This window comes from Flavobacterium hercynium (assembly GCF_002217285.1).
Classification (GTDB): Bacteria; Bacteroidota; Bacteroidia; order Flavobacteriales; family Flavobacteriaceae; genus Flavobacterium; species Flavobacterium hercynium.
Genome location: NZ_MUGW01000030.1, coordinates 1 through 14534 on the forward strand (window position 1 = coordinate 1; position 14534 = coordinate 14534).

At 34.5% G+C, this 14534-nt stretch carries 9 protein-coding genes and 1 tRNA gene; 6 read left to right on the forward strand and 4 right to left on the reverse strand.

Annotated elements, in window-relative coordinates:
• Positions 1–142: 142 nt before the first annotated feature.
• From B0A66_RS14835 to B0A66_RS14850, 4 genes are all read right to left on the reverse strand, one after another.
• Positions 143–216: transfer RNA gene (locus B0A66_RS14835), tRNA-His, on the reverse strand.
• Positions 217–282: 66 nt separating this feature from the next.
• Complete coding sequence (gene bshB1, locus B0A66_RS14840) at positions 283–999, reverse strand: bacillithiol biosynthesis deacetylase BshB1 (RefSeq protein ID WP_089050641.1); 717 nt, start codon at positions 997–999, stop codon at positions 283–285.
• Positions 1000–1091: 92 nt separating this feature from the next.
• A complete protein-coding gene (locus B0A66_RS14845; RefSeq protein ID WP_089050642.1) occupies positions 1092–2159 on the reverse strand; it encodes a chorismate-binding protein in 1068 nt (355 codons plus the stop codon).
• 3 nt (positions 2160–2162) lie between these two features.
• A complete protein-coding gene (locus B0A66_RS14850; protein ID WP_089050643.1) occupies positions 2163–2591 on the reverse strand; it encodes a PaaI family thioesterase in 429 nt (142 codons plus the stop codon).
• Positions 2592–2765: 174 nt separating this feature from the next.
• Here B0A66_RS14850 and B0A66_RS14855 point away from each other — a divergent pair, with 174 nt between their 5' ends.
• The 6 genes from B0A66_RS14855 to B0A66_RS14885 all read left to right on the forward strand — a co-directional run bounded on the left by B0A66_RS14855 (position 2766) and on the right by B0A66_RS14885 (position 14436).
• A complete protein-coding gene (locus B0A66_RS14855; RefSeq protein ID WP_089050644.1) occupies positions 2766–4283 on the forward strand; it encodes a hypothetical protein in 1518 nt (505 codons plus the stop codon).
• A 151-nt stretch (positions 4284–4434) separates the two neighbouring features.
• Positions 4435–6291, forward strand: coding sequence for an endonuclease (locus tag B0A66_RS14860; protein ID WP_089050645.1), 1857 nt, complete (start codon positions 4435–4437; stop codon positions 6289–6291).
• A gap of 364 nt (positions 6292–6655) precedes the next feature.
• Entirely contained in the window at positions 6656–10309 is a 3654-nt protein-coding gene (purL, locus tag B0A66_RS14865) for a phosphoribosylformylglycinamidine synthase (protein WP_089050646.1), read from the forward strand.
• A 230-nt stretch (positions 10310–10539) separates the two neighbouring features.
• A complete protein-coding gene (locus B0A66_RS14875) occupies positions 10540–10971 on the forward strand; it encodes a hypothetical protein (RefSeq protein WP_089050704.1) in 432 nt (143 codons plus the stop codon).
• Positions 10972–11149: 178 nt separating this feature from the next.
• Entirely contained in the window at positions 11150–12928 is a 1779-nt protein-coding gene (locus tag B0A66_RS14880; protein WP_089050648.1) for an AMP-dependent synthetase/ligase, read from the forward strand.
• A 308-nt stretch (positions 12929–13236) separates the two neighbouring features.
• A complete protein-coding gene (locus B0A66_RS14885; protein WP_089050649.1) occupies positions 13237–14436 on the forward strand; it encodes a porin in 1200 nt (399 codons plus the stop codon).
• The last annotated feature ends 98 nt before the right edge of the window (positions 14437–14534 follow it).

The following is a 14534-nucleotide window of genomic DNA, read 5'->3' on the forward strand; positions in this document are numbered from 1 at the left end:
CAGGTTTTTGTATTGATCCCGAATCAGTATCATCTGCGTTTCATAACAAAACAAAGTAACCATAATCCTGGCGTCGCAAATTTTTTGAAAAAATTACACGCACAAAAAAAGCCTTGAATTTCTTCAAGGCTTTAAATTTCTGGGTGGCTGACCGGGTTCGAACCGGCGACCCGCGGCACCACAAACCGCTACTCTAACCAGCTGAGCTACAACCACCATTTTTGCTTAGCGGTTGCAAAGATATAACAAAGGTTTACTTTTACAAAGAAAAAAATGAAAAATTTACAATAAATTTTCTAAACTACTGACAGCCAAACACCTTTCAACAGTAAAACCTTCGGCAAAATCGACACCAACTAATCTTCCCAGGTCCTGAGCACGATAATTTAGACTTTCGAAGAAGTTTTTACTCGTTATTGGCGTAGCAGGTTCATTAGAATTTGGATCATAAAATTGTGTTTTATACGCTAAAATCGCTTTTACTTTCTGTTCTTCAAAACCCGTAATATCCACAACGAAGTCTGGTTTAAGATTTTTCCATTGAATATAGTGATATACTACCTTTGGTCTCCAGGCTTCTTGCTTCTCTCCATCAATCTCCGTTTCAATTTTCATTAATCCCGAAAGGAAACAGGCATCAGAAACTAACTTACTTCCTTTTCCGTGATCGATATGGCGATCATCAACAGCATTACATAAAACTATTTCCGGTTTATATTTTCGAATCATCTTAATTACTTCTAACTGGTGTTTTTCATCATTGATAAAAAAACCATCACGAAAAGCTAAATTTTCGCGTACTGCAACGCCTAAAATCGCTGCAGCAGCTTTAGCCTCCTCATCTCGAGTTTCAGCCGTACCACGCGTTCCTAATTCACCGCGAGTTAAATCTACAATTCCAACTTTCTTACCAAGAGACACCTCTTTTAAAATTGTTCCTGCACAACCTAATTCTACATCATCCGGATGTGCGCCAAAAGCTACTATATCTAATTTCATTTTTTTTGTTTTTTGTTTTTTTTGTTTCAGGTTGAAAGTTTCAGGTTTCAGGTTGTCTACAAAACTTGAAACCTGAAACTTGAAACATTTTTTTAAACTCTTTTCAAAACTCTTTTCATCGTCATGGACTTATTCACGCTTTCCTCCCATTCTTTTTCGGGAATACTTTCTTTGGTGATTCCGCAACCCATATATAAAATGGCTTTATTCTGCTTTATTTGCATGCTGCGTAAATTTACAAACAAATCAGAACTCACAGCATTAGAAGCAAAACTACTATTGAGTTCGCCTAAAAAACCGGTATAAAAAGTTCTGTCGTACCCTTCATTTTCCACAATAAACGTTTTTGCTTTTTTCTTAGGCAATCCACAAACTGCAGGAGTTGGATGTAAAGTATCAATTACTTCTTCAAGTGTTGATTCTGGATTTAAAACACCCGAAATATCTGTCTTAATATGCCAGATCGATCCCGCTTTTGTATTGTAAGGTTCAGAAACATTTACAGATGTTGCTACTTCTCTCAATCTTTTTACGATAAAATCAGTAACATATTGCTGTTCGTCTTTTTCTTTTTGTTCCCACAAAATCTCAGCTTCTAAATTTGCTTTTTGAGTTCCAGCCAAAGCCATTGTTTCAAATGCATTTCCATTAGCTTTTAGTAATTGTTCCGGAGTTGCTCCCATCCATAATCCAATTTGGGGATGAAAAAAGCAATACACGAATGTGGTTGGATATATTTGCTTCAGATGTTGAAATGTATGTACGAAATCAAAATCAGCTAATTGTACTTCTTCCCTACGCGATAAAACTACTTTTTTGAATTCCTCGTTTTTAATGGCTTCAACTCCTTTTTCAACTATTGCTTTGTAATGTTCTCGGGCGGCTTCATCAATACTAAAGTTTTCTGCTTCAATGTTTTCAAAAGTACTTTCCTCCTGTTCTGCTGTAATAATTTCCGATTCGCTTTCGGGAATTAAAATCAGTTGTTTTTCATCAAAAGAAGCGAAAACGAATCCCTTTTCTTTATAGTCAGCAATTGTATGCAACATATTATTTTGCTGTAACAATCCAAAAAAGGTTTTAGAATTGGGTTTGGAATAAAGTACAAATGGTAAATTGTGTTCTTTATGTTTTTTAATTTTAGAAAAAAATGAATTCATGTCCTACTTTGCTTTTTTATCTAAAATCATATTGGTCAGTTTGCAAAGCGAAATCAGATTTCCGGCTTCGTCTGTAATTTTAATTTCCCAAAGGTGCAAGCTTCTTCCCTTGTGAATAATTCTCGCAGTTGCAAAAACCCAGCCTTCACGAATACTTTTTAAGTGATTGGCAGAAATTTCAATACCGCGAACTTCTTGTTCTTCCATATTAATAAAAAAGAACGAAGCAGCACTTCCTACGCTTTCCGCTAATGCTACTGAAGCACCTCCGTGCAAAAGTCCCATTGGTTGGTGAACGCTTGGATTCACAGGCATTTTGGCTGTTAAAAAATCTTCTCCTGCATCAATATATTCAATTTTTAGCGTTTCCATCAAAGTGTTTTTAGAAAACTGATTGCAACGCTCTAATATTTGCTCTTTTGTATATTTCATTTAAATAAGGCTTTAAAATCGTAAAATTAAAGAAAAGATGAGATACAAATTAGAAAATACAATTCTATTATTAAAATTCATCTCCCCGCATATAAGATTTTTGTTATTTTTACAAAAGCAATAGCGCTTCTTTGATAGATCGACAAATGATCTACAGCATAAAAAATATTTCAAATGCGTCATTATTTTGTACTCTTTACGATCGGTTTACTTTTAGCTGTCAGTTCCTGCCGAACTGATTTTGATACTGTTGCCAGTTCCGGAAATTTAAAGTTTTCAAAAGACACCGTTTACTTGGACACTGTTTTTAAAAATATTGGTTCAAGTACCTACAAACTTATGGTGTATAATATTGGTAAAAAAGACATTACAATACCAAGTATACAATTCAAAAAAGGATTGACCTCTAAATATCGCATGACTGTTGATGGAATGAATGGCAACAGCGGAAAGATTTTTAATGATGTTACGCTTTTAGCTAAAGACAGTTTATACATTTTTATAGAAACTACAGCAGATATTGTAGACGCTGATCCAACTACTTTTTTGTATACTGATGAAATTTCATTTGACAGCGGAGCAAATCTTCAGGAAGTTACCTTAGTTACTTTAATTCAGGATGCTGTGTTTTTATATCCAAAACAAAATCCGGACGGAACAAAAGAGACCATTACCATTGACGGTAAAAATTTTGAAGGTTTTCATCTGGAAGAAAATGATGCGGTAAATGGAAATGAATTACTATTCACCAATCAAAAACCGTATGTTATTTATGGATATGCCGCTGTTCCGGAAGGCAAAACAGTAACTTTTGAGGCCGGTGCACGTGTATTCTTTCATGACAATTCAGGGCTTGTCGTAGAAAAAAATGCTTCACTGCATATTAACGGAACCACATCAACTACCGATAAATTAGAAAATGAAGTTATTTTTGAGGGAGATCGCTTAGAAGATACCTACTCTTTTATTCCCGGACAATGGAACTCCGTTATTCTGGCAGAAGGAAGTACCAATCATAAAATTACTAACCTGACGCTGAAAAATGCTGTTATTGGTTTAGACATTAAAAATCAGGATGCTTCGACTGTTGAAATAAAAAACACCCAAATTTACAATTGTGTTCAGTACGGAATACGTGCTCAAAATTCAATTATCAAAGGTGAAAACATCGTTATAAACTATACCGGATTAGCCAGTTTATCCTGTGTTTATGGTGGAAATTATAATTTTACACACTGTACTTTTAATAATAATTGGAGCAGCAGTTCCCATCTTGCTGTTAATTTGAGTAATAGTCTGGCGGGTGCAACTCCGGAAACGAAAGACCTGTCGCAGGCGACTTTTAACAACTGCATTATTTTTGGCACAAACACCAACGAATTAAATTTAAGCAAAAATGCTAATGCAGGTTTTGTTTATCAATTCAATAATTGCTTAATAAAATCCGGAGCTTCCAGTACCGATCCAAATTATCAGTTTAAAACCGATCCTGTACATTACAATGCTATCATTGTAAATGAAAACCCTAGTTTTAGCAATGTAAACGAGAATAAATTCAATATTGAGCCTACTTCTGTTGCTGCTGCAAAAGGAAATGACGCTTATTTGATTCCGTTAGACATTCTTGGAAAGACCAGAACATTACCTCCCGACTTAGGAGCTTATCAAAGTGAAGTTTTTAAAAAGAAGTAAGAAAATGTGTTTAAAAAATTAATCAACACTTAACACAACATATTTACAAAAGTAGTATTTTTGAGACAATTAATAAATTAAAAAACTCATAGTCAATATGATAAAACCTTAATTTATTTAAATTTTGAACGAAAACTTAATCTGCTTTTTTATGAAAAAAACTTACTCTTTACTGTTGCTAATCTTTGTTTCTATTGGCTTTGCGCAAATACCTTCCGGGTATTACAATACCGCAACAGGAACAGGATACACTTTAAAAACACAATTGTACAATATCATCAAAGGGCACACCAATACCGGCTATGCGGGTTTATACACCACGTATTTAACTTCTGATGTTGATAATTTTTATGAAAATGACGGTACTATTTTAGACATGTATTCTGAAAATCCATCAGGAACAGATCCGTACAATTATACTACAGGAAGCACGCAAAGATGTGGCAGTTATTCTTCTGAAGGCGATTGTTACAATAGAGAGCATATCATTCCACAATCTGTTTTTAACGAACAATCTCCAATGGTGGCCGATGCACATTTTATCACACCAACAGATGGAAAAGTAAACGGAATGCGCTCTAACTATCCGCATGGTCTTGTCAACTCACCAACGTACACTTCTCAAAACGGAAGCAAAGTAGGTCCAAATACAACTTCAGGATATTCAGGAACGGTTTTCGAACCTATAAATGAATTTAAAGGCGACATTGCGAGAATGTATTTTTATTTTGCAACCCGTTACGAAAATACAATCGCGGGATATTCTTACCCTATGTTTGATGGTTCGAGTAATAAAGCTTTTACCACTACCTTTTTAAATATTCTATTGGCTTGGCACGCACAAGATCCGGTAAGTGCACGTGAAATTACGAGAAACAATGCCATTTACGCACGTCAGAATAATCGAAACCCTTTTATTGATCATCCGGAATATGTAAATCAAATCTGGAATACTTCTGCAGACAGCCAAGCGCCAACTACTCCTTCAAGCGTAACTTTATCTTCAAAAACTGGAACTTCAATTACAATTAGCTGGACTGCTTCTTCAGATAATGTTGGTGTAACGGGTTATAATGTTTATGCAAATGGAGTTTTGAAAAATACGGTAACAACATTAAATACAACCATTACAGGTTTAACAAATTCGACTAGTTATTCGATTAATGTAAGTGCCAGAGATGCTGCCGGAAACACATCGGCATTAAGTAACACTATTAGTGTCACTACAGACAGCACTGGCGGCGGTGGCGGAACGGCAACAGAATTACTATTTTCTGAATATATTGAAGGTTCAGGAAATAATAAAGCTTTAGAAATAGCCAATAATACCGGAAATTCTGTTGCTTTAGCAGCTTACACCATCAAAAAACAAACCAACGGTTCCGGAGCATGGAGTACCGGATTGCCTTTAACCGGAAGTTTAGCCAACGGTGCTAAATATGTAATTGTAAATAATTCAATTGCTTCTACTTGTTTTGTAAAAAGCTCCGCTAACATTTCAACAACTGCAACAGAACTTACTTTTAACGGAAATGATGCGGTAGGTTTATTCAAAAATGGTGTTCTTATTGACATCATTGGAACTTTCAATGGCGGAACTGCAAATTTTGCAATTGATGTTACTTTAAGACGAAAATCGACTGTAACCTCACCTTCGACAACTTTTAATTTAAGTTCTCAATGGGATACTTACACAACAGATACCTGCTCTAACTTAGGTGCTAAAACTACACAAACGTTATCTGTGGAAACGGAAGAAAAAACAGTTCCTAAATTAAAAGAACTTCTTTTATATCCAAATCCAACTAACGGAAATTTCAACATTTACTTTAATAACATTAGTTCACCTTACTCGATCGAAATAATTTCAATATTAGGTCAGAATGTATTTGAGAAATCAAATATTACTGATTCATTATCGACGATAAATAATTTAGCCAAAGGCACATACATTATTCGTATTCATCAAGATTCTGAAACTTTTAACAAAAAGATCATAATCAACTAATTAAATGAGTACTTACTAAAGTAAAAGCGGCAATATTGCCGCTTTTTTTTGTTCTAAATATTCTAGCTTTTTTTCTACCATATAAGTGATATAAGTTCATTTTAGAAGGATGAATAATACAAATCATTTTTTTAATTACGCAAAGTCGCAAAGACGCAAAGATTGACTTTTAAGCTTTGTAAATAATACTTTGCGACTTCGCGACTTTGCGCGCAAAATTCACACAGTCCCTAAATGAACTTATATCACTTATAGTATTAAAAAAAGCATCGATATTTTTTTTCAAAAGAGTTTGTTTTCAAATTTGCGCTTGCTATTTATTTACACTAAATTTGCACCTCAATACAACAAACTACACTTTACAATGATCCATTTCTTTGAAAACCAAAGCAAGACTGTTTTTGCAGTACAAACGCAAAACGAAATTTCGGCTCAAGACATTTCAAAACTAAATTGGCTTTTTGCCAACTCTAATAAGATCGAAAAATCCGCCTTGACGGATTTTTTTGTTGGTCCTCGTGCCACTATGATCACACCTTGGAGCACAAATGCTGTAGAAATTACTCAGAATATGGGTATAACAGGCATCATCAGAATTGAAGAATTTCATCCTGCAACGGCTGACTTCAATGATTTTGATCCAATGCTTTTTCAAAAATTCAATCAATTAGATCAGGAAATCTATACGATCAACGTACAACCGGAACCTATTCTGGAAATCGATGATATCGCAACCTACAATAAAGTAGAAGGTTTGGCTTTAAGCCAGGAAGAAGTAGATTACTTAGATAATCTTGCTGTAAAACTAGGCAGAAAATTAACTGACTCTGAAATATTTGCCTTCTCGCAAGCAAATTCTGAGCACTGTCGTCATAAGATCTTCAACGGAACTTTTATCATCGACGGTGAAGAAAAAGAAACTTCATTATTTAAGTTAATCAAAAAAACATCACAGGAAAATCCTAACGATATTGTGTCTGCTTACAAAGATAACGTTGCTTTTGTAAAAGGACCAAAAGTGCAGCAGTTTGCACCTAAAACAGCTGATAAACCAGATTTTTATGAACTAAAAGAGTTTGACTCTGTTATTTCATTAAAAGCAGAAACACACAATTTCCCAACAACAGTTGAGCCTTTTAATGGAGCTGCAACAGGTTCAGGAGGTGAAATTCGTGATCGTTTAGCAGGTGGTCAGGGTTCATTGCCATTAGCAGGAACAGCGGTGTACATGACATCATATTCTCGTTTGAATGACGACAGAAAATGGGAAAACGCACTTGAAGAAAGAAAATGGTTGTACCAGACTCCAATGGATATTTTAATCAAAGCTTCTAACGGAGCTTCTGATTTTGGAAATAAATTTGGTCAGCCACTAATCACTGGTTCTGTTTTAACTTTTGAACATGGCGAAAATGACCGCAAAATTGGTTACGATAAAGTAATCATGCAAGCAGGTGGAATTGGTTACGGAAAATTAGATCAGTCTATTAAAAAGAAACCACAAGAAGGCGACAAAATCGTAATTTTAGGTGGAGAGAATTATAGAATCGGAATGGGTGGTGCTGCAGTTTCTTCTGCAGATACAGGAGCTTTTGGTTCAGGAATCGAATTAAATGCTATTCAGCGTTCTAACCCTGAAATGCAAAAACGTGCTGCCAATGCTATTCGTGGTTTGGTAGAAAGCGATTTAAATCCAATTGTTTCTATTCACGATCACGGTGCAGGAGGACACTTAAACTGTCTTTCTGAATTAGTAGAAGAAACAGGAGGTTTAATCGATTTAGACAAATTACCTGTTGGTGACCCAACACTTTCTGCAAAAGAAATTATTGGTAATGAATCTCAGGAAAGAATGGGATTGGTTATTGCTCAAAAAGATATTGATACATTACAAAGAATTGCTGACAGAGAGCGTTCACCAATGTATCAAGTTGGAGATGTAACGGGAGATCACCGTTTTACATTTGAATCAAAATCAAATGGTTCAAAACCGATGGATTATGCTTTAGAAGATTTCTTCGGAAGTTCTCCAAAAACGGTTATGAACGATAAAACTATCGACAGAAAATATGCTGCTGTTTCTTACTCAGCAAATGATTTCGAAAGTTATTTACAAGACGTTTTACGTTTAGAAGCAGTAGCTTCTAAAGACTGGTTAACAAACAAAGTTGACCGTTGCGTTGGTGGAAAAGTTGCCAAACAACAAAATGCAGGACCGTTACAATTGCCATTGAACAATGTAGGTGTAATGGCTTTGGATTATTTAGGTAAAGAAGGAATTGCAACTTCTATCGGGCACGCTCCTATTGCTGCGCTAATTGATCCTGTTGCGGGCAGCCGTAACGCTATTGCGGAATCTTTATCAAACATTATCTGGGCACCAATAAAAGATGGATTAAAAGGAATTTCACTTTCTGCAAACTGGATGTGGGCTTGTAAAAACGAAGGAGAAGATGCTCGTTTGTATGCTGCTGTTGAAGGTTGTTCTGAATTTGCAATTGAATTAGGAATCAATATTCCAACAGGAAAAGATTCACTTTCGATGAAACAAAAATATCCAAATGATGAAGTAATTGCACCGGGAACGGTTATTATTTCTGCAGGAGGAAATTGTACAGATATTAGAAAAGTAGTAGAACCAGTTTTACAAAAAGACGGAGCTTCTATTTATTACATCAATTTATCTCAGGATGATTTCAAATTAGGAGGTTCTTCTTTTGCACAAATCAGAAACACGATTGGAAATGAAACATCGACTATTAAAGATGCTTCTTTCTTTAAAAATGCTTTCAACACCATTCAGGAATTAATTGGTGACAACCAAATTCTTGCCGGACACGATATCGGAAGTGGTGGTTTGATTACAACTTTATTAGAATTGTGTTTTGCTGATGTAAACCTTGGAGCTAAAATTGATTTTAGTGCTTTAGCTGAAAAAGATCTATTAAAAATTCTTTTTGCTGAAAACATCGGAATTGTTTTCCAGGCTAAAGCGGATGCTGTTGTTGAAGCAAAATTAAGTGCTAACAACATTGAGTTCTTCAAAATTGGTTCGGTTACAACAAACGAAACATTAGAACTTGGTGAGTGGAATTTAGACATTAAAAAATACAGAGATATCTGGTTTGAAACTTCTTATTTATTAGATCAGAAACAAGCTAAAAACGGAACCGCTAAGGCACGTTTTGAAAATTATAAAAATCAGGTTTTAAACTATACTTTCCCAGCTCATTTTACAGGAAAAAAACCGGTAATCGATGCTTCGAAACCAAGACCAAAAGCAGCTATTATTCGTGAAAAAGGAAGTAATTCTGAACGCGAAATGGCAAATGCGATGTACCTTGCCGGATTTGACGTAAAAGACGTTCACATGACTGATTTAATTTCTGGTCGTGAAACATTAGAAGATATTCAATTTATTGGTGCTGTTGGAGGATTCTCTAATTCAGATGTTTTAGGATCAGCTAAAGGTTGGGCAGGAGCATTTTTATACAATGAAAAAGCAAAACTGGCTTTAGACAATTTCTTTAAAAGAGAAGATACGTTATCTGTTGGAATCTGTAACGGATGCCAATTATTTATGGAACTTGAAGTTATTAATCCTGAACATGAAGTACACGGAAAAATGTTGCATAACGAAAGCCAAAAACACGAAAGTATCTTTACTTCTGTAAAAGTACAGGAAAACAATTCTGTAATGTTATCTACATTAGCAGGTACTACTTTAGGAGTTTGGGTTTCACACGGAGAAGGAAAATTCAATTTACCTCTAGCCGAAGAAAATTACAACATTGTTTCTAAATATGCTTACGAAGGTTATCCTGCCAATCCTAATGGATCTGATTATAACACCGCAATGATGTGTGATAAAACAGGAAGACACTTGGTGATGATGCCACATATTGAACGTTCTACGTTTCAATGGAACTGGGCACATTATCCAAAAGACAGAAACGACGAAGTTTCTCCTTGGCATGAAGCTTTCGTTAATGCCAGAAAATGGATTGACAAAAACTAAAAATATATTTTTTCAATTTAAAGCGTTCGAATTTTCGGACGCTTTTTTTTTGAAACAAAAAGATCAAAATCTTTTTAAAAACACTAAAAAGCAAATTGAAATAAAAATGTTTAAAAAAAAATCTTATTCTGATAATTCTGTTGTTATTTTCTATTCAAATTTAAACTATATTAGCCAAGATTCTTTTGCGAAAAAAAATTAAAAACCCACCAAATCTTAAATTTTATAGAATGAAACCTTTACATTTAGTATTAATTACATTGTTTTTTGTTGCTACACAATCTTATTCACAAGTAGATGTAGCTAAGATTAAATACAATAACCGCGAACATTACATTACAACTACAATTCCTTACCCAATTCAAGGAACTTTTGTACCAGCGGGACAAAAAACACCTACTACTGTTTTGAACCCGGATGGATCAGGAGTTATTCAGTATGATGATTTAACAAAAAAGAAAATTAATTGGGGAATCGAATGTTCAGACGAAGGAATTCCAATTTTCAAAGAAGGCTTTAACAGTGCGTCGTATACTTTTTGGTACCGACCAACGGACAGCAACGAATGGATTTATTCTCAATTCTCTATTCATTTCACCAAGAAAAAAATGTTTTTAATGGGCGAAAGAATGAAAGAATACGTAGATTTTAACGTTCAGTAAACGGCGAAAATTACTCTTAAATTTAAATATTTATGGCATTTTTTTAAATTTTGTTATCAAAAAGAAAACGTTTTCGTTGATTTTTAATAGTACCTGTAATTTTTTACATAAAATTCCATTAACTTAAAAATTATACCTTATTTTTATTTAATTTGCAGTAAAATTCAATATATTAAACATGGTTTCAATCACACGCCTTTTTGATTTTCCTTATTATCAACAAGAAACTTACAACCTTCCGGTTGCCCTAGCGACTAAAAAAAATGGAGCTTGGGAAAAAACATCCAGTCAGGAATATATTGCTAAAGCAAATGCCATTTCGAGAGCATTATTGCGAATGGGCGTTCAAAAAGATGATAAAATTGCTTTAATCACTTCAAGCAATCGTACAGAATGGAATATTATGGATATTGGTATTCTGCAAACAGGAGCACAAAACGTTCCTATTTACCCAACGATAGCCGAAGAAGATTACGAATATATATTAAACCACAGTGGCAGTGTTTATTGCTTTGTTTCAGACACAGAAGTTCTGAATAAAGTAAACGCTATCAAAGCAAATGTACCTAGCTTAAAAGAGGTGTATTCTTTTGATGAAATTGAAGGCTGTAAACATTGGTCAGAGTTATTAACTTTGGGCGAAGACGAAAGTAATCAGAACGAAGTGGATGCTAAAAAAGACAGCATCAAAGAAGATGATCTTGCTACTATAATTTATACTTCAGGAACTACAGGAAGACCTAAGGGTGTAATGTTATCGCACAAAAACATTGTGTCGAACGTTTTAGACAGTGCGCCAAGAATTCCTTTTGATGCCGGTAAAAGTACCGCATTAAGCTTCTTACCTATTTGCCATATTTTTGAAAGAATGATTTTGTACATCTATCAATATTATGGTGTTTCTGTTTATTTTGGAGAATCAATCGAGAAAATCAGTGATAACTTAAAAGAAGTTCGACCAACTGTAATTACAGCTGTACCGAGATTACTTGAAAAAGTATATGATAAAATTTATGCTAAAGGTGGAGAATTAACAGGTATCAAGAAAAAACTATTTTTCTGGGCTATTGATTTAGGTTTACGCTATGAACCTTACGGAGCAAACGGTTTTTGGTATGAATTTCAGTTAAAGATCGCCAGAAAACTTATTTTCAGTAAATGGAAAGAAGGTTTAGGAGGCAGATTAGACCTGATGGTTTCAGGAAGTGCTGCCTTACAACCAAGATTAACGAGAGTTTTTGCTGCGGCAGAAATTCCGGTAATGGAAGGTTACGGTTTATCTGAAACATCTCCGGTAATTTCAGTAAATGATCAAAGAAATAAAGGTTTTAAAATTGGAACCGTTGGAAAAATAATTCGCAATGTTGAAGTAAAAATTGCTCAGGACGGCGAAATTCTTTGCAAAGGACCTAATGTAATGTTGGGGTACTTTAAAGATGAAGAAAAAACGGCTGAGGCTTTACAAGACGGATACTTTCATACGGGAGATATTGGAGAAATTGACAGTGAAGGTTTCTTAAAAATTACCGACCGTAAAAAAGAAATGTTCAAAACTTCAGGTGGAAAATACATTGCGCCACAATTGATTGAGAATGCGATGAAACAATCTCGTTTTATCGAGCAAATTATGGTAATTGGGGAAGGTGAAAAAATGCCATCTGCTTTTATTCAGCCAAATTTTGAGTTCGTAAAAGAATGGGCAAAAATTCATAAAGTAACTTTAGGAAGCACTAACAAAGATATCATCGAAAACGAACAGGTACGCAAACGTATCGAAGACGAAGTTGAAAGCATCAATGATAAATTTGGACACTGGGAAAGAATCAAACGTTTTGAGTTAACTCCGGATGTGTGGTCTATCGATGGCGGACAGCTTACGCCTACGTTAAAACTTAAACGTAAAATCATTAAAGAAATCTACAAAGATCTTTACGCAAAAATCTACGCTCAGAATTAAAAATCAAAATAATAAACCAATGAAACGGCTGTCTGAAAAGACGGCCGTTTTTTTTGTGATTTTTTGTAAAAAATACTGATTTTACCACAACTACTTAATTTTTAAATATTTACAATTTTAACATATGATGAAAAAAAATTGAAAAATCACGGAAAGTGGGTATTGTGGCTAAAGTATTTAAGTTTTAGGTTTGCAGTATAATCTTATCATTTAAATTGGAGTTTAAGATTAAACTTATTATTAAGTTTGTTCTAATTCTAATTTGACATTTAAGATTTATTAACTGTTTAACCAAAAAATAGATCATTATGAAAAAATGTTGCGTGTATGTAGTTCTTCTTCTTTTTCCAATCCTCGTATTGGGACAAGTCAACCAAATGGAGAAACAAACGAATGAAGGAGGTTTTAGAACCGATTCTGTAAATTCTTTAATTCCGATGGAAAAACAATCGTTGTTAAGAGATGTCGATGTTATTGTCAATTCACGAATATCGTACAGCAGCAAATTCTTAGATGGTAAGCAAACCATTGCTAATTTTAATGCGGATCAATTACGATTTGAAATAAAAGGAAAAATTCATGAAAAAATTTACTTTCGATTCCGTAACAGGTATACCTCTGAACCTATTCCGGGAAATTTAGATAATGTGAGCCGTTCTGTTGACTTAGCTTTTGTAAAGATTGATATAGCACCCCGAACCAATGTCTCTTTTGGAAAACTAGTTGCTGACTGGGGAGGTTACGAGTTTGATTATAACCCAATTGATATTTTAAATTACAATGATATTGTTGGAAATGCAGACAGCTTTTTAGTTGGTGCCGGAATAACACATACCCTTAAGGATGATCGAAACTCCTTTACTTTTCAGGCATTAAATTCAAGAACAAAAACATTTCAGGAATTATATGGTGAAGCTGCTCCTCCGAACATTGAATCAACATCGTATCCGCTTGCGTTTGTAGGGAACTGGAGAGGAAAATTCTTTGGAGGGAAATTTGAAACCACGTACAGCTACAGCTTTTTTAACGAAGCTAAACATGCTCAAATGAATGCTGTTGCACTAGGAAACAAATTGAAAACCAAAAAATTTATACTGTATTATGATTTTCAGTACAGCAATGAAGGACTTGATCGTAAAGGACTAGTTTCCGGTGTAATCCGAGAGCAATATAAATTTGCAGCACAAAATGCTTTATATATTGATAACTGGCTAAGAGCAGAATATATGGTAGCGCCTAAGGTAAATGTACTTTTAACATTAATGTCCAGTAATCACTATTGGAAAAACAATCCCGATCATGATGCCCCATCCATGTTGACTACAAGTTATGGTATAATCCCGACGATTCAGTATTTGCCATTTAAAGATACCAACATTAAGTTTTACTTGGGTTATGTAGGTAGAAAATACGATTACACCGATTATGCTGAAAATTCTTTTGGAGCAAAAGACTACACAACAGGTCTTGTATCCTTTGGCTTTATAGCACCGTTATTACTATTATAACCATTTTATTAACCAGTTCGTTTCCATTAATTACCGAAAACGGTTGTCTTTTTTCTAAAAGGCAGCCGTTTTTTCATTTTTTGGCTATTTCTCTCTTT

Excerpts from the sequence above, each read along its gene's own strand:
- bshB1 (WP_089050641.1), bottom strand. The coding sequence starts at position 999 with ATGAAATTAGATATAGTAGCTTTTGGCGCACATCCGGATGATGTAGAA.
- B0A66_RS14885 (WP_089050649.1), top strand. The coding sequence starts at position 13,237 with ATGAAAAAATGTTGCGTGTATGTAGTTCTTCTTCTTTTTCCAATCCTC.
- B0A66_RS14845 (WP_089050642.1), bottom strand. The coding sequence starts at position 2,159 with ATGAATTCATTTTTTTCTAAAATTAAAAAACATAAAGAACACAATTTA.
- B0A66_RS14850 (WP_089050643.1), bottom strand. The coding sequence starts at position 2,591 with ATGAAATATACAAAAGAGCAAATATTAGAGCGTTGCAATCAGTTTTCT.
- B0A66_RS14855 (WP_089050644.1), top strand. The coding sequence starts at position 2,766 with ATGCGTCATTATTTTGTACTCTTTACGATCGGTTTACTTTTAGCTGTC.
- B0A66_RS14880 (WP_089050648.1), top strand. The coding sequence starts at position 11,150 with ATGGTTTCAATCACACGCCTTTTTGATTTTCCTTATTATCAACAAGAA.
- B0A66_RS14875 (WP_089050704.1), top strand. The coding sequence starts at position 10,540 with ATGAAACCTTTACATTTAGTATTAATTACATTGTTTTTTGTTGCTACA.
- purL (WP_089050646.1), top strand. The coding sequence starts at position 6,656 with ATGATCCATTTCTTTGAAAACCAAAGCAAGACTGTTTTTGCAGTACAA.
- B0A66_RS14860 (WP_089050645.1), top strand. The coding sequence starts at position 4,435 with ATGAAAAAAACTTACTCTTTACTGTTGCTAATCTTTGTTTCTATTGGC.